The 15,214-nt window shown below is 73.3% G+C and carries 17 protein-coding genes; 9 read left to right on the top strand and 8 right to left on the bottom strand.

Translation table 11 applies throughout. The annotated features are described in order from the left end of the window. Window positions 1-2: 2 nt before the first annotated feature. Window positions 3-857, top strand: a complete 855-nt coding sequence (locus tag BTM25_RS02660; protein ID WP_235828111.1) for an alanyl-tRNA editing protein — start codon at window positions 3-5, stop codon at window positions 855-857. A 4-nt stretch (window positions 858-861) separates the two neighbouring features. On the opposite strand, the gene BTM25_RS02655 is transcribed toward BTM25_RS02660, so the two are convergent. After that, window positions 862-1,233 (bottom strand): winged helix-turn-helix transcriptional regulator, encoded by a 372-nt coding sequence (locus tag BTM25_RS02655; protein ID WP_103562706.1) that lies wholly within the window; start codon window positions 1,231-1,233, stop codon window positions 862-864. A gap of 94 nt (window positions 1,234-1,327) precedes the next feature. Here BTM25_RS02655 and BTM25_RS02650 point away from each other — a divergent pair, with 94 nt between their 5' ends. Beyond that, window positions 1,328-2,158 (top strand): alpha/beta fold hydrolase, encoded by an 831-nt coding sequence (locus tag BTM25_RS02650; protein WP_205647942.1) that lies wholly within the window; start codon window positions 1,328-1,330, stop codon window positions 2,156-2,158. 5 nt (window positions 2,159-2,163) lie between these two features. Here the strand turns inward: BTM25_RS02650 and BTM25_RS02645 are convergent, their stop codons facing one another. Further along, entirely contained in the window at window positions 2,164-2,898 is a 735-nt protein-coding gene (locus BTM25_RS02645; RefSeq protein WP_103561157.1) for a M15 family metallopeptidase, read from the bottom strand. Window positions 2,899-3,024: 126 nt separating this feature from the next. Between BTM25_RS02645 and BTM25_RS02640 the strand changes: the two genes are divergently transcribed. After that, on the top strand, window positions 3,025-3,429 hold the full coding sequence (locus tag BTM25_RS02640) for a hypothetical protein (RefSeq protein WP_103561156.1): 405 nt from the start codon (window positions 3,025-3,027) through the stop codon (window positions 3,427-3,429). Here the strand turns inward: BTM25_RS02640 and BTM25_RS02635 are convergent. Continuing rightward, complete coding sequence (locus BTM25_RS02635) at window positions 3,426-3,884, bottom strand: MarR family winged helix-turn-helix transcriptional regulator (RefSeq protein WP_103561155.1); 459 nt, start codon at window positions 3,882-3,884, stop codon at window positions 3,426-3,428. The two genes, BTM25_RS02640 and BTM25_RS02635, sit on opposite strands and share 4 nt — an antisense overlap. 151 nt (window positions 3,885-4,035) lie before the next feature. Between BTM25_RS02635 and BTM25_RS02630 the strand changes: the two genes are divergently transcribed. Together BTM25_RS02630 and BTM25_RS02625 are read left to right on the top strand one after the other, a co-directional pair. Further along, window positions 4,036-5,043 carry a pirin family protein gene (locus BTM25_RS02630; RefSeq protein WP_103561154.1) on the top strand — a complete coding sequence of 336 codons (1,008 nt, stop codon included), beginning with the start codon at window positions 4,036-4,038 and terminating at the stop codon, window positions 5,041-5,043. 224 nt (window positions 5,044-5,267) lie between these two features. Continuing rightward, window positions 5,268-6,449, top strand: a complete 1,182-nt coding sequence (locus BTM25_RS02625; protein ID WP_456356085.1) for an ATP-binding protein — start codon at window positions 5,268-5,270, stop codon at window positions 6,447-6,449. A 103-nt stretch (window positions 6,450-6,552) separates the two neighbouring features. On the opposite strand, the gene BTM25_RS02620 is transcribed toward BTM25_RS02625, so the two are convergent. Next, entirely contained in the window at window positions 6,553-7,380 is an 828-nt protein-coding gene (locus tag BTM25_RS02620; RefSeq protein ID WP_103561152.1) for a MauE/DoxX family redox-associated membrane protein, read from the bottom strand. After that, on the bottom strand, window positions 7,374-8,309 hold the full coding sequence (locus BTM25_RS02615; protein WP_103561151.1) for a hypothetical protein: 936 nt from the start codon (window positions 8,307-8,309) through the stop codon (window positions 7,374-7,376). The genes BTM25_RS02620 and BTM25_RS02615 overlap by 7 nt, the downstream gene beginning before the upstream one ends. Before the next feature lie 287 nt (window positions 8,310-8,596). On the opposite strand from BTM25_RS02615, the gene BTM25_RS02610 reads away from it, so the two are divergent. Continuing rightward, complete coding sequence (locus BTM25_RS02610; protein WP_103561150.1) at window positions 8,597-9,094, top strand: SigE family RNA polymerase sigma factor; 498 nt, start codon at window positions 8,597-8,599, stop codon at window positions 9,092-9,094. Between the two features lie 214 nt (window positions 9,095-9,308). Next, window positions 9,309-11,042, top strand: a complete 1,734-nt coding sequence (locus BTM25_RS02605; protein WP_235828109.1) for an RNA polymerase sigma factor — start codon at window positions 9,309-9,311, stop codon at window positions 11,040-11,042. 1 nt (window position 11,043) lies between these two features. On the opposite strand, the gene BTM25_RS02600 is transcribed toward BTM25_RS02605, so the two are convergent. Next, a complete protein-coding gene (locus BTM25_RS02600; RefSeq protein ID WP_103561148.1) occupies window positions 11,044-11,808 on the bottom strand; it encodes a MerR family transcriptional regulator in 765 nt (254 codons plus the stop codon). Window positions 11,809-11,895: 87 nt separating this feature from the next. On the opposite strand from BTM25_RS02600, the gene BTM25_RS02595 reads away from it, so the two are divergent. After that, window positions 11,896-12,921 carry an adenylate/guanylate cyclase domain-containing protein gene (locus tag BTM25_RS02595; protein WP_103561147.1) on the top strand — a complete coding sequence of 342 codons (1,026 nt, stop codon included), beginning with the start codon at window positions 11,896-11,898 and terminating at the stop codon, window positions 12,919-12,921. A gap of 3 nt (window positions 12,922-12,924) precedes the next feature. Here the strand turns inward: BTM25_RS02595 and BTM25_RS02590 are convergent, their stop codons facing one another. Together BTM25_RS02590 and BTM25_RS02585 are read right to left on the bottom strand one after the other, a co-directional pair. Then, complete coding sequence (locus tag BTM25_RS02590; protein ID WP_103561146.1) at window positions 12,925-13,491, bottom strand: class E sortase; 567 nt, start codon at window positions 13,489-13,491, stop codon at window positions 12,925-12,927. Window positions 13,492-13,755: 264 nt separating this feature from the next. Further along, complete coding sequence (locus tag BTM25_RS02585; protein WP_103561145.1) at window positions 13,756-14,016, bottom strand: hypothetical protein; 261 nt, start codon at window positions 14,014-14,016, stop codon at window positions 13,756-13,758. 531 nt (window positions 14,017-14,547) lie between these two features. On the opposite strand from BTM25_RS02585, the gene BTM25_RS02580 reads away from it, so the two are divergent. Continuing rightward, on the top strand, window positions 14,548-15,093 hold the full coding sequence (locus BTM25_RS02580; RefSeq protein WP_103561144.1) for a hypothetical protein: 546 nt from the start codon (window positions 14,548-14,550) through the stop codon (window positions 15,091-15,093). The last annotated feature ends 121 nt before the right edge of the window (window positions 15,094-15,214 follow it).

Below are 15,214 nucleotides of genomic sequence, written 5' to 3'. Positions count from 1 at the left end.
GGGTGGGGGAGATCCAGGGATCGACGCGGGTGACCTTCCCGGCCGGTGCGATGACGGGCTGGTCCACCGTGGTGGCATGCCTGCCGGTGGACGGCGGGCGCGGCATCGTCGTGGACGAGACCCCCTTCCACCCGCTGGACCCGTTCTGGCCCGACCAGCCCGGCGACGTCGGCCTGCTCCAGAGCGACGGCCTGGAGCTGAAGGTCGTGGACTCGGTGACGGGAGCGGTCCCGGCGACGGGCGGCGAGGTCCTGGTCGGCGCGGACATCCCGGTCAAGCGCGGCGATCCGGACTGGCACTGGCTCGTCGTCCACGTGGTCGAGCGGCGCGTGCCGCAGGGCGCGGAGATCCGGCTGATGGTGGACGGCGACCGCCGCCGCGCGTTCTCCGCCGGCCACACCGCCTGCCACCTGACCGCGCTCGCGCTGAACGCCGCGCTCGCCGGCCGGTGGCGCAAGGACGCGCCGCCGGACGGTCTCGGCCGTCCCGACTTCGACCGGCTCGCGATCACCCGGTCCCGGATCGTCCCCGGCGGCAGCGTCGACACCTACCGCCTCGGCCGCTCCCTGCGCCGGAAGGGCTTCACGACAGAGGGCCTCGCCGACGCGCTGCCCGACGTCGCCGGGCACATGGAGTCCCTGCTCGCGGGCTGGATCGCGTCCGGCGCTCCGGTGGCGGTCGAGGCGCCGAACGCGGAATTGACCGCGCCCCGGACGTGGCGCTGCGACCTGCCCGACGGCGTGGCGCGGCTGCCCTGCGGCGGCACGCACGTGGACGACCTCGGCGAACTCGGCCGCGTCGCGGTGACGCTGGAGCTGGCGCAGGACGAACTGGTGGTCGAGACCAGAACCGCCTGACCCGTCACCCGTCGGCCGCGTTGGCGCGGTCCACCTCGGCCATGTGCTCCTCCGCCCACGCTCGGACGGCGGCGAGCGGCCCGTCCAGCGACAGCCCGAGCGGCGTCAGCCGGTAGTGGACGCGCGGCGGCACGGTCGGTTCGACGCGGCGCGCGGCGAGACCGTCCCGGACCATGCCCTGGAGCGTCACCGACAGCATCTTCTGCGAGACGCCCGGCATGCGGCGCCGCAGTTCGGCGAAGCGCAGCTCGTCCGGGGACGCCTCGGCGAGCACCTTGACCGCCATCGACATCCATTTCGTCCCGATGCGGTCGAGCAGCCGCCGGGTAGGGCAGTCCGGGGAGAACAGATCGCCGCGTGGCCCGGGGGAGGTCACTTCGCGCTCACCACCTGTGGAGAAAGTGCCGTCTTCGCACCGCAAGGGTAGTTCCGTACGGTGCTCTAGTCACCTTTGGTTACCGGGAGGGCTTGTGCCGGACATCGAACTGCGCCGCGTCGAGGCGAACGGCGTCGCGCTGAACGTCGCGCTCGCGGGCGAAGGCCCCGCCGTGCTGCTGCTGCACGGGTTCCCGCACACCTGGCGGCTGTGGACGGACGTCCTGCCCGACCTCGCCGAGCGCCACCGCGTCATAGCCCCCGACCTGCGCGGATTCGGCGACAGCGAGCGCGCCCCCGGCGGCTACGACGCCCGCACCTTGTCCGAGGACGCCGAGGCGCTGCTGGACGCGCTCGGCGAGACGTCGGCGGCGGTCGTCGGCATCGACGCGGGCACGCCGCCCGCCTTCCTGCTGGCGCTGCGGCGTCCCGACCTGGTCCGGCGCCTGGTCGTCATGGAATCGCTGATCGGGACGCTGCCCGGTGCCGAGGACTTTCTCGCGCAGGGTCCGCCGTGGTGGTTCGGGTTCCATTCCGTCCCCGGCCTGGCGGAAAGGGTGCTCACCGGCCATGAGGACCGCTATCTCGACTGGTTCCTGACGACCGGGACGCTCGGCGACGGCGTGCGGCCCGAACTCCGCGACGCGTTCGTCCGCGCCTATACCGGCGAGGACGCGCTGCGCTGCGCGTTCGCCTTCTACCGCGCGCTGCCGCAGAGCGCGGAACAGATCGCGGCGGCCGTCGCGCGACAGCGGCTGACGGTTCCCGCTCTCGCGATCGGCGCGCACCCCGTCGGCGGCGCGCTGGAACGGCAGCTCCGCCCGGTCGCCGACGACCTCACCGGCCACGTCGTCGAGAACAGCGGCCACCTCATTCCGCTGCACCGCCCGGCGGAACTGCTCGCCCTGCTCTGTCCGTTCCTGTGATCCGGTCAGCGGGCGTTGCTCGAAAAGTGCTGGTAGTCCCGGGCGCCGTTCCAGACGCCGCCCCAGCCCCAGCCGATCGACGCGAACGCCCGGACGGTCTTGTCGCCGTCGTGAATGACGCCCGGGTCGCGGTTGTCGCGGTTCTTGTACTTCACGCAGTGCTTGTGCGCGACCTCGCCGCCCGCCGTCACGTACGGGTTCTCGCACGTGTTGATGTCGACCGCGAGCCCGTAGGCGTGCTGTGACCAGGAGCCCGAGCCGGTCGCGTTGCGGCAGTTGAAGGCCGAGGTGTTGTCGGCCTCGATGGAGTCGAAGTCGCTGCCCTTGTAGACGTCCACCAGCTCCATGCGCCGGATCGGATACCGGTTGTCGTAGAGCTTGCGGAACACCTTCACGAGGTCGTCGGCGACTTTCGCGTTGACGACGAGCTGCCCGTTGTCGTGCGTCCGGTCGTCCATTCCCCAGTACGTCATGTCGATCCGGCGCAGCCCGGACGGCGCGACCGGGCAGCCCTTGTGCCACGAATGCGGCAGATCGGCCGCCGACACCCGGTGGACGGACGCGCGGAATCCCGGCGACGGATTGGCCGACGGCGATACCGACACCGATCCCGTCGCGGTCGGTGGCGTCGCCGAGGCGGTGCCCCCGTTCCCGCCGTCCTTGTCCTGGCCGCATGCGGTCGCGGCGACGGCGAACACGGTCATGAACGCTGCGGTGCGCAGCAGGGTTCTCCCTGGCATCCGAGCAGGATGGCACGGCGGGGTCCCTGCGCGCGGACGCGTGGTTCGCTACGGTGCGAGTCAGGGAAGTGTCCACAGCGAGTGTTTTGGGACGAGCGGCGAATCGGGGATTTTGAGGAGCCGGACGTGACGAATCCCGGAAACGGGGAGCCCCCCAGCCTGGAGGACGAGATTTTCGCCGTCGCGGGCGAGGTCGAGACCGAACCGGCCGACGGCCCGCTGCTCCCGCTGCGCCTGGACCCCCCGCGCCTGCCGTCCGGCCGGGATCTGTGGCCCGGTTCGGCCGGGTTCGCGACGTTCCTGTTCGTGGACGCGGTCGTGATGTGGGCGCCGCTGATGAACTCGGTGCGCGCGACGCTCGTCCCGCAGACGGTCGTGCTGCTGCTCGTGGCGTTCGGCGTCGGCGGCCTGCTGATGTGGCGGGTCGGCGGGGCCTGGCGGCCGTTCGGGCTGGGGATGATGGCGTCCTGGGTGTTCCTGACGCTCGTCTCCGTCGGCTTCCTGACGGGCCTCGGCCCGCTGCTGTTCTAGCCCGCCTCGATGCGCTTGATGACGGCGTCGAACGCGCGCCCGATCGCGGCGAGGTCGGCGGGGTCGACGACGTCCACCAGATAGGTCCGGACGACCTCGACGTGGTCGCGGGCGGCGCGTTCGAGCGCGGCGAAGCCCTCTTCGGTGAGCAGGCACACGACGCCGCGCCGGTCGCTCGGGCAGTCTTCGCGGCGGACGAGCCCCTTGCCCTCCAGCCGCGCGCACGTGTGGGAGAGGCGGCTGCGGGACTGGCTGGCGTGCTCGGCGAGTTCGGCCATGCGCAGGGAGCGGCCGGGCGCCTCCGACAGCCGGACGAGGATCTCGTACTCGGAGACGGACAGGCCGTGGCGGGTCTTGAGGTCGCGGTCCATCAGTTCGGTGAGCCGCGCGCTGCCGTCCACGTAGGCGCGCCACGAGCGTTGCTCGGTGGCGGTCAGCCAGCGGGGTTCGGTCATGGGACGGAGTATAGCCAACAAATTGAAGCTTCAACGACTTCTGGGATACGCTCGGTGACGCAGCCTACGTGATCCCCGGCCGCGGGAATAGTTGAGATTTCAACCAGGTTGACGCGGCCGAAGGAACACGACGCGACCCCGAGGAGCCGAGATGCCCGCCGTCACCGCCGACACGCTCACCCTGCCCCGCCTGCCCCGGCTCCCCGACGCGACCACCGGCCGGCGCCGCGTCGCCAAGGTCGTCACCGCGCAGAAGCACCTGGAGGGCGAGGGCTTCCAGGTCCGCCGCCCGTTCCCCGGCGTCGACCTGCCGCTCGCCGACCCGTTCCTCCTCCTCGACCACATGGGCGCCGTCGAGTACGCGCCCGGCGAGGCGAAGGGCACCCCGTGGCACCCGCACCGGGGGTTCGAGACCGTCACCTACCTCATCGACGGCGCCCTCCAGCACCGGGACACGACGGGCGGCGGCGGCCTCATCGCCGACGGCGGCACGCAGTGGATGACGGCCGCGTCCGGGATCCAGCACATCGAGCAGCCGCCGCCGGAGCTGGTCGCCTCGGGCGGCCTGTTCCACGGCGTGCAGCTCTGGGTCAACCTGCCGCGCGCCCAGAAGTGGGTCGACCCGCGCTACCAGGACATCCGCGCGAACGACGTCACGCTGCTGTCCTCGGCGGACGGCGCGTCGCTCGTCCGGGTCATCGCGGGCTCGGTCGGCGGGTTCGACGGTCCGGGCGTCACCTACACCCCGATCAACTACGTCCACGCGACCGTCGCGCCCGGCGCGCGGCTCGAACTGCCCTGGCCGCGCGACTTCAACGCGCTCGTCTACGTCCTGTCCGGACGCGGGACGGTCGGCGCCGAGCAGGTCGCGCTGGAGGAGGGACGGCTCGCCGTCCTCGGCGGCTCGCACCACGCCGGCGACCAGGACGGCATCGTCGTCCGGGCCGCCGACACGCAGCCGGTGAGCAGCAAGAACGGCTGGGAGATCCTGATCCTCGGCGGCCTGCCGCTGCGCGAGCCGGTCGCCCGGTACGGCCCGTTCGTCATGAACACCAAGGACGAGATCGTCCAGGCGTTCGAGGACTTCCAGGCCGGGCGGATGGGCCAGGTCCCCGCCGCCGAGCTGCCGCACCGCTCGGCCACCGACCAGGCCCTCTGACCTGCGGCGGCCCCCGGCCGGACGGAGAATGCCGGAGTTTTCCGTCCGGACGGGGGACAGGGCGGACGCCCGTGCGCTACTGTCTCGAACATTCGTTCGACGGGCGCGGGAGGTGTCCGATGGAGGTCGTCCGCTGCCGGGCACGCGCGACACGCCGCAGGGATTTCTACGCAAATCTACGGCCACAGCTATACCGGCTCATAGAGTCCGAGACCGTGGACCCCGTGCGCAACCCTTATGCACCGGGCGCGGGCCAGCGCCCCCCGGAGCTCGCCGGCCGCGACCGCGAGCTGAAGCAGTTCGAGGTCGTCCTCGAACGCGTGGCGCGCGGACGCCCCGAGCGCAGCATGATCATCACCGGGCTGCGGGGCGTCGGGAAGACCGTCCTGCTCAACACGTTCCGGTCGATGGCGATCCAGCGGCTCTGGGGCACCGGGAAGATCGAGGCCCGGCCGGACCAGTCGATCCGGCGGCCCGTCGCGTCCGCGCTGCACGTGGCCGTCCGCGAGCTGGCGCCCCGGCACCGCGCGCCCGACCGCATCGAGGAGTTCCTCGGCGTGCTCAAGGCGTTCGCGCAGGCCGGCGAGGAGGATGGGCGGACCAAGGCCCGCGCGCACCGCTGGCAGCCGGGCATCGACGTCCCCGCCACCCGGGGCCGCGCCGACTCCGGCGACCTGGAGATCGACCTCACCGAGCTGTTCGTGGACGCCGCGTCCGTCGCGACCGACGTCGGCGCGGGCATCGCGCTGTTCGTGGACGAGATGCAGGACGTCCCCGCCGACGACGTCTCCGCGCTCTGCGCCGCCTGCCACGAGCTGTCCCAGAACGGCGGCCCGCTGATCGTCGTCGGCGCGGGCCTGCCGCACCTGCCCGCCGTCCTGTCGGCGAGCAAGTCCTACTCCGAGCGGCTGTTCCGCTACGCGCGCATCGACCGGCTCGACCGGGAATCGGCCGATCTCGCCCTGCTCGCCCCCGCCGAGCGCGAGGAGGTCACGTTCACGCCCGAGGCGCTGGACGCCCTGTACGGCGCGGCCGACGGCTACCCCTACTTCGTCCAGGCGTACGCGAAGGTCGTCTGGGACGTCGCTCCGGACACCCCGATCACCGCCGAGGACATCCGCGTCGCCGCGCCCGAGGCCGAGAGCGAGCTGGCGGTCGGCTTCTTCGGCAGCCGGTACGAGCGCGCGACGCCCGCCGAGCGCGACTACATGCGGGCGATGGCCGTCCTCGGGGACGACCCGGTGCCGACGGCGGCGGTGGCGGGCGAGCTGGGCCGCAAGCCGTCCAGCCTGTCGCCGGCCCGGGACGGCCTGATCAAGAAGGGCCTCATCTACAGCGCGGAACGCGGGCTGGTGGCGTTCACCGTGCCGCATTTCGGCCAGTTCCTCCGGACCCAGCCCGCCTGATTCGCCTCTCTACCCGTTTCTAGGACGAGCGCTAGACGCCAGTGCTCGTCATGTGCCTATAACGGACTCTTGGATATTCGCTAGAGAACGATAGAAAACCCGATCAGCGCACCGCGGGCTCCTCCGCCGGGACCAGCGCGACGCGCACCCGGCGCCCCCGCGCGGCCGTCGACACCGCGAAGACCAGTTCGGCCGGACGGCCGTCCGACACGGCCCGGTAGGCGAGGAACCGCCAGCAGCCCTCGCGCCACACGTCCAGCGGGACGGCGCTGACCAGGGCGTCCTCGTGCGCGGACCACGCGGCGCTGGCGCGCAGCGTCCGCATCGTCTCCGCCAGCGGGCTGTGCCGCCGGTCGCACGGCTCGTCCTCGCGCCGGATCCGCCACGCCGCCCGCTTCTCCCACAGCGTCGCGACCTCCGGCGAGATCAGGCCGAACAGCGCGACCTCGACGGCCAGCAGCACCAGCCCGACCGTCGCGTGCGCGTCGTGCAGCCACGCGAACCCGGCCCGGGGCGCGCCGAGCGCGGCCACGGCGGCCAGCGTGAACAGGAGCGCCCGCGCGACCGTCCGCCGGTCGACGTGCTTCACGCTGAGCCCGCCGAAGCAGCCGCACCCCGCGTCGGGACGCCGGACGCGCAACTCGCTCACCGTCCACGTCGCCACCGCGAACGCCAGCGCCGTCACCAACCGGACCGAGAACTGCGACGTCACGAGCAGCGCGATGCCGAGCGACCCCTCCACCAGCGCGACCGCGACCGCGAACGGACGGCTGTCCAGCCGGGTCGCCTGCGGCAGCCAGCCCGGCAGCGGCACGCCGTGGACGTGGTCGTGCGCGGGCTCGGGATGCCGGACGGCGAGCTTCGCCAGACACGCGGCCAGCAGGACGAACGACAGCAGCAGCACCTGGGTGTTCTGGAACGCGGTCACCATCGTCGGGTCCCCCTGTCGTGGCGCAGGACGGCGTTGAAGCAGCCCGTCTCCAGGTCGCCGCCGAGCGCGGCGAACGCGACCGGCGTCAACTCGACCAGCCGGCCGCGCGGCGACGTCCCGCACTGGACGCAGCGGTCGCAGAACCGGGCGGCGACGCAGCCGCACTCGGTGACGGGGATCCGGGCGGTACGGCCCGTGCAGGCGTTGTGGACGGTCAGGCCGCTCCCGATCGACAGCAGGGGCAGCGGAACGCAGCCGCGCGGCGCGTCCGCGCAGCCGCCCGCGCTGCCTTCGGGGTCGACGGCCGGGTAGGCGGCGCCGGGCGCGTCGCCGCCGTCGAACCAGGTGGCGGTGCCGTGCGACTCGCCCGGGACGGACGCGTCGGGCTCGGGAGCCGTCAGCGCGTCCGCGCGGTAGCCGGGCTGGGACGTGCCGGGCGCGACGGCGCGGGGACCGTCGGGCGTCCGGACGCACACGGCGTCGAACAGGTAGCCCGGCTCCAGGCGCGGGTGCCGCACGCGGATCCGGTCGTACACGGTCTCGGGGATGGTCACGGTCGTCGTGCCGCGATGGGGGCCGAGGTCGACGTCCACCGTGCGGCGCGCGGCGGCGGTGATCGTTCCGGTCACGCGGGCGGCGTCGATCCAGACGCGCTCGGTGCCGGGCCGTCCCCGGTACGGACGGGCGACGGCGCTCAGGCCGGGGCGCAGCGCGTCCGGCCCGGCGCGGTCGCCGTGCCAGATCGCGGTGGTGTCGCTGAGCGGCAGGCGGACCTCGCCGCCGGGGACGGCGAGGACGAGGAGGTGGGGGCTGGCGTCGAGCACGGTCCCGGCGTGGGCGCCCGGACGTGCGGGGGCTGCGGCGCTGTCGGGCGGCGCGCCGAGGACGGCGGCACGGCGACGACGCCGCGCGGCTTCCGGATGGTGCATGCGGGGCTCCGGCTTCCAGGCGGGGCGGCTGCGGCGGGAGGCATTGCAAGGTCTCCCACCGTAGTTAGTGCTGTGAGTCAAGCGTCACGCCCTGTGACCCTACCTGTCGACGGATTTGTCGGTATACGTCGTGCCGGGGATAAGAATTCCTCGCCGAGGGGTAAGGATTTTCCACCGGTTGAGCCGAATACCGCGTTCTGTTGGGACCGGAACAACGATCATCGTGCCACGCTGACAAGCGACGGGACGGGCTTTCGCCACCGGACGCGAGTCGGGGAACGGGTGACGTGAGGGATACCACGGACGAGGAGTTCCGCGCGTACGTCGCGGCACGCCGTCCCGCCCTGTTGCGCACGGCGGCCCGGATCGCCGGCGAGGACGCCGAGGACCTGCTCCAGGCCGCGCTCGCCGAGACCTACCTCGCCTGGGAGCGCATCGGCTCGCGCGCGGCGGTGGACGGCTACGTCCGGCGCGCGATGGCCAACACGCACATCTCCTGGTGGCGGCGCCGCCGGCGGCTGGACGTCCACCCGTCCGGGGACGTGCCCGAGCGTCCGGTGGCCGACGACGCGCCGCGCTGCGACCTGCGCGACGCCCTCGGCCGCGCCCTGCGGCGGCTGCCCGAACGGCAGCGGACGGCCGTGTTCCTGCGCTACTACGAGGACCGGCCCGAGCACGAGGTCGCCGCGCTCCTCGGCGTCAGCGTCGGGACGGTCAAGAGCACGGTGTCGCGCGCGATGGCGCGATTGCGGGACGACGCCGTCCTTGGCGCCGCGCGCCACTGATCGGCACCGGAAGATCGACTGAATAGCCCGATTTCGGGCCATCTGGTGGTGCCGAGGGCCCATGAGGGTGTATCACTGTCCGACGGACAGGAGCGCCCTTCACGGGGCGGTCCCATTTCGGTGCCGGGGAGCACGTATGCCGAGGTGGTCCCCCTTCGACGCGGCGGCCGACCGGAGGTTGGTCCACGGGCTGCACGAAGGCGACGATCGCGCCTTGCGCGACCTTTACGACGCCTACGCCGAGCGCCTTTTCGACTACGCCTCGTCGCTGACGGGGGACCGCCGCGCCGCCGCCGACGTCGTCCACGACGCCTTCGTCGACGCCTGCCGCCGAGCCCCCCGCATGCGCACCGGCCGGGCCGGCCTCGGCGCCTGGCTCTACGGCGCCGTCCGCCGCCGCTGCCTCCGCCAGGACGTCACCGGCACCCCCACCTTCCCCGACGCGAGCCCGTCCGCCGCCCCCCTCCTCACGGCCCTCGCCGACCTGGACCCGGCCGACCAGGAACTCATCGTCCTCGCCGAACGCCACGGCCTCACCCCGGCCGACGCCGCAGCCGCCACCGGCGCGAGCCTCCGCCGCGTCCGCACCCGCCTGGACCACGCCCGCGCCCACCTCACCCCCCCACCCACCCCCGCGCCCACCACACCGTCCACCACGGCGCCGCCCGGCGACGCGTCGCCTGCCACCGCGTCCACCGCACCACCCACCGCGTCCGCCGCACCGCCTGGCGTGCCCGCCACCGCGTCCGCTGCGCCGTCCACCGCGTCCGGCGCGCTGCCCGGCGATCCCACCGCGCCGCCTGGCGTGCCCGCCGCGCCGTCCGCCGCCACGCCGCCCGCCACCGCACCCGCCGCCGCGCCGTCCGGCGCGTCCGGCGCGCTGCCCGGCGATCCCACCGCGCCGCCTGGCGTGCCCGCCACCGCGCCCGACACGCCGCCCGCCGCCGCGTCGCCCGGGGACGCCCCCGCCCCTGCGCGGGCCGGCGACCCCGGCGCGCGGGCCGGGGGTTCCGGGGGGCGGGTCGATGATCCCGTCGCGGCGGCGGGCGACGCGCCCGCCGGGACGGTCACGCTGCCCGGCGACGCGGGGGACGGCGCGTTGCTGGACGACGAGGACTCCGTCGCGGTGCTCGCGGCGCGTGAGCCGCGTCCGGTCAGCGGGGCGGCCGGGCTGGCGGCGCCGATGCCGCCGGTGCTGCCCGCGTCGTTGCGGCACCGGTTCATGCACACCGCGACCGATCCCGAGCTGGCGGGCTACCGCGCCGACATCGCCGCGCGCGGCGGTGCGCTCACGCCCGACGGGATGCCGACGCAGCCGGACGTCACGTCGCCGTTCACGCGCCGCTGGCTGTTCACCGGCGGCGGGATGCTGGGCGCGCTCGTCACGGCCGTCGTCGCGGTGCTGCTGATGGGCCCGGGCATCGCCGGGACGACGACGTACTGGCCGCCGGGACGGCTGAAGGAGACGCCGCGCACGACCGTTGGCCCGTCCGGCGGGACGACCGGACGCCCGACCCCGCAGCCGACCGGGCGGGCGCCGAAGCTCCGCGCGGGCGCGCCGCCGCTGTCGCCGGGCGCGAGCGGCACGCCGAAGGACACGCCGGGGCAGGGGCCCGGCACGCCCGGCGGCGGCCCGTCCGCCACGCCGGGGCCGCGCGACGGGACGCTGCGCGTCGATCAGTCGAAGGTCGAGCTGTACGGGACGAAGACCGGCCGCATCACGCTGCACGCGACGGGCGGCCCGGTGAGCTGGCAGGGCGTGGCGTCGTCGGAGCAGCTCACGCTGTCCCCGGCGGCGGGGACGCTGGACGACGGCGGCACCGGCGCGCTGACCGTCACGTTGCAGCCGGGCCTGCTGATCCTGCCCGGCAAGGCCACCGTCACGTTCGCGGACGCGCGCGGCGCGCTGCACCACGTCGCCGTCGAGTGGGGCGCCTCGCTGCTGTGAGTCACCCCTCGGCGGGCGTCCGCAAGTGGTCGCGGATCAGCTCCAGCCGGTCGCCGAGGGACGCCTCGACGCGCGTCTCCATCGCCCGCGCGATGAACGGGTCCACGACCATCCGGACGAGGGGCCGCATCCGGTGCACGACGGCGGCCAGCTCCGACACCTCCTCGCCGGACGGGTTCTCGCCGTCGGCGAGCCGGGTGAAGACGTGCTCCTCGACGAGCGTGACGAACCGTCCGGCGATGACGGCGCAGTCGGCGCGGATCCGCGCGGCGATGTCGAGGACGGCGTCCAGCGGGATCCCGGCCGCGACCAGCTCGGCGCCGACGTGCAGCAGGCGCGGGCTCGGCACGCGGTAGTGCTCGCCGTCCGGTTCGATGAGCCCGAGGTCGCGGGCGCGGTCCAGCAGCCGCGCGACGTCGTCGGCGGGCAGCCCGGCGCCGAACCGGGCGACCAGCTCGTCCAGCGTGACGACGCCGGGCAGCTCGTCCGACCACGGGTCGGTGAGGACCTTCTCCAGGCCGAGGACCTCGCCGACGTCCTTGCCGGTCTCCCACGCGCCCAGCAGGTCCTTGATGATCGCGGCGGTGTAGCCGCGGCCGAGCAGCTTGCCGATGAGGCGCAGCCGCGCGAGGTGGGAGTCGTCGTAGATGCCGACGCGTCCCTCCAGCCGGGGCGGCGGGAGCAGGCCCCGGTCCTGGTAGGCGCGGATGTTGCGCACCGTGCTCCCGGCCGCGTGGGCCAGTTCGTCGATTCGGTAGTCGCCCATGCCCTGCCCGCACTCGTCTTCTTGACCGTCGGGATCGCCCTTCGGCACAATCATTACATCGTCCGATGACACATTAAGGGTTGTCTTATGGCGGAATCCAACGTGCCCGACCTCAGCGTGCAGATCCCCATCGAGGAGACGCTCCTCGGCGGCCCGCTGCGCTACACGCGCAAGGAGGTCGAGGCGCTCGCGGACGTGGACGAGGAGTACGCCCGGCGGATCTGGCAGGCGCTCGGCTTCCCGACCCCGCCCGACGACGAGACGGCCTTCACCGACGGCGACGTCGACGCGCTCCGCGAGATCCGCAAGCTCCTGGAGAACGACCTGGTCGACGAGGAGATGGTCGTCCAGCTCTCCCGCGCCGTCGGCCAGACGATGGGACGGCTCGCGAGCTGGCTCGCCGACGTCTGGGTGCGGCGGCTCAGCGAGGAGTGGCCCGAGGACGAGCCCATCACCGCCGAGATCGTCCGCGTGGCGTTGGAGGCGACCAGCGAGCTGGAGCCCGCGTTCGAACGGCTGATGCTGCACGGCTGGCGCCGTCAGCTCGCCGAGGCCGCGCTGCGCACCGCCGCCGCGACGGTCGGCCCGGCCGCCGCCGACCCCACGGTGGGCGTGTCGCAGCTCACCGTGGGATTCGCGGACGTCGTGTCGTTCACCCGCATGAGCCGCCGCATGGACGGCGGCGAGCTGGCCGAGTTCGTCGAGCGGTTCGAGCGCGTCGGCGCCGAGGTGATCGCCGAGCTGGGCGGTCGCGTCGTCAAGACGCTCGGCGACGAGGTGCTGTACTCGGCGGTCGAGCCGGCGGCGGCCGTGGAGATCGGGCTGCGCATCGCCGAGCTGTGCGACACCGACCCGTCCTTCCCGCGCGTGCGCGTCGGGCTGGCCTACGGCGAGGTCCTCCAGCGGCTCGGCGACGTGTTCGGCACGCCGGTCAACCTCGCCGCGCGGCTCACCGCGATCGCCTACCCGGGCACGGTCGTCGTGGACGGCCAGCTCGCGCGGGCGATCAAGGGCGTGGACGGCTACGACGTGTCGACGCTGCGGTCGCGTCCGCTCCAGGGCCTCGGGAAGGTCCGGCCGCGCGTGGTGCGCCGCCGGACGGCCCGGTCCTGACGGTCAGCGCTTTTCGAGCGTCGCGATCGCGACGAGCCGCCGCGCGTTGGAGTAGCGCGGCGTGCAGGTGACGAGCGTGAGGTAGCTGCCGGTGCGGCGGGCGCCGCGCCGCAGCGGGGTCGGGTTCAGGACGTCGGTCCGGTCGGGTGTGATGACGCGCAGCGACCGCACGCGGTAGCGGTAGCGGTGCCCGCCGGACCGGACGTCGACGACGTCGCCGCGCCGCAGCCGGTCCAGGTCGGCGAACGGCTTGGCGCCCATTGTGCGGTGCCCGAACAGGACGGCGTTCCCCGCCTGGCCGGGGAGCTGCGTGCTCGGGTAGTGCCCGACGCCGGACTCCAGGACGCGCGGCGAGACGCCTTCGCGGACGACGGCCTTCTCGTGCAGGCGCGGCAGGGACAGGAACGCGATCTCCTCGCCCTGCACCGGCGCGGGCGGCCGGGCGGACTCGGCGACCTGCATCGGCGCCGCGAGGCTCGCCGCGCCCACCGCGCCGGTCAGCCCGACGGCGGCGAATCCGGACCGCGCGGCGCGCAACGGGAAAGAACTCAGAAATCGACTGCGGAACATGACGCTCCCGGCATGATCGGCCGTACCGGAGGAAACCGGTCACGGCGGAGGGCCCGGAATTCGGGTGGCCCGAGCGTAGCCGCCGATGTGCGCCGTCCGATGCCGTCCTGGGAAAATCGATGCTCAATTCTGCGGGCACCGACCCATAATCCGGTTCTATCGTGCAAGTCGGTCGGGTCGGATTTCCCGGGAAAATGGGCGAGGCCGCCCGGACGGAATCCGGACGGCCTCGCCTGTGGACGGTGCCCGCTAGAGGCGAACTCGTCAGTGGTGCGCCTTGACCTGCGTGTGCTGGTTGGTGACCGACGAGTTGTTGAAGCACGGCCCCGACTCGTCGTCCGTCGCGAGCAGGTTCTTGATCGGCACGCCGATGAGGGCGGCGACCTGAACGTCGCGGCAGGTCTGGATCGGGATGAGCGAGTTGGCCGAGGGGTCGTCCCCGGCCACGCTGGCGGACGCCGGGACGGCGAAGGCCGAAAGGGCGGCGCCGGCGACGAGGCCGGAGACGATCGCACGCTTGAACATGGAGACTCCATTCGATGAAGTGTGTCCGGATTGCGTCCCGTGACCGGTGATGGCCCAACCGGGACACGGAAGAATGGCACCTCAGATGTGACCTCGCCGCAACCGAAGAAAACGCACTTTAAGGAATCTTGACATTCTCGCGGCGTGCGACCGGGGTACTTCATCGTGCCTTGTCGGGAGATCGGCAAATATTGCTTCCAGCGGAAGGTCCGATTTCGGCGAAGGCGACGCGCGCACGGTTCATTTCGGTAATAGCTGAGCTTGTGTGCTATGTGCTGAATCTGCGGTCGTCCGGCCGCGCGGCGCCGGCGAATTCCGTGACCGGCCGTCACGGCGCCGCGGGTCCTGCTACTGTCCGTGACTCGACCGCTACGCACGGCGCTGCGCGAGTGAGCGTCCCGGAGTCCCGCACCCCGGTGACGCGACCGCGTACCGGCGCACCGGTGCGGCGCCCACGGCGCCCCCGCGGTCCGCTTCGTCCGGCCGGGCGCCGGGCCTCCACTCGGGTCACACAGAACACAGGAGAACGACATGCGCACGTGGATCACGAACGTCGGCCGCGCCTTCCTGCTCGCCGCTGGGGTCGCGCTGCTCGGCTCCGGGCTCGCCGCGGGCCCGGCGCACGCCGCCGGGCCGCTGCCCCTCCCGGGGGACGGCCTGAAGAACCCGACCGACCTGCCCGTCGTCGGCAAGCTCACCCAGACGCTCGGGCTGAAGACCACCGCCGACCCGGCCGAGCAGAAGGCCCAGCAGGCGCAGCAGCTCCAGCAGTTCGAGATGGCCCAGCAGGCGAAGGAGGCCAAGCGGGCGCAGCAGGCGAAGCAGGCCCAGCAGCAGGCCCAGCAGGGCCGGCAGGCCGGCGCGCCGGCGGCCGACCGCCCCGCGACCGACCCGCGGGCCGAGGTCCAGCAGACTGTGCGCGGCCTGCTCGCCTCGCTCGGCGTCCAGGCGCCGGTGGCGAAGACCGACGCCAACGGCCAGATCGTCGGCCCGGTGACCGAGACCGCGCAGAAGCCCGCCCTGCCGCTCGTGAAGGGCGCGACGGTGACGTTCCACGGACAGCAGATCCTGCACTGACCGACGCCCGGAAAAGGGACGGCGCCACGGCGCCGTCCCTTTTTCTTTTTCCCCGCGCCCAGGCCGATGCCGGTCATCGCGCGATACGAGGTGAAAGTGACCGGGATTTTCGTCCGGAGTC

Source organism: Actinomadura rubteroloni, from assembly GCF_002911665.1.
GTDB lineage: Bacteria > Actinomycetota > Actinomycetes > Streptosporangiales > Streptosporangiaceae > Spirillospora > Spirillospora rubteroloni.
This window is presented reverse-complemented; position numbering and strand designations above follow the sequence as displayed.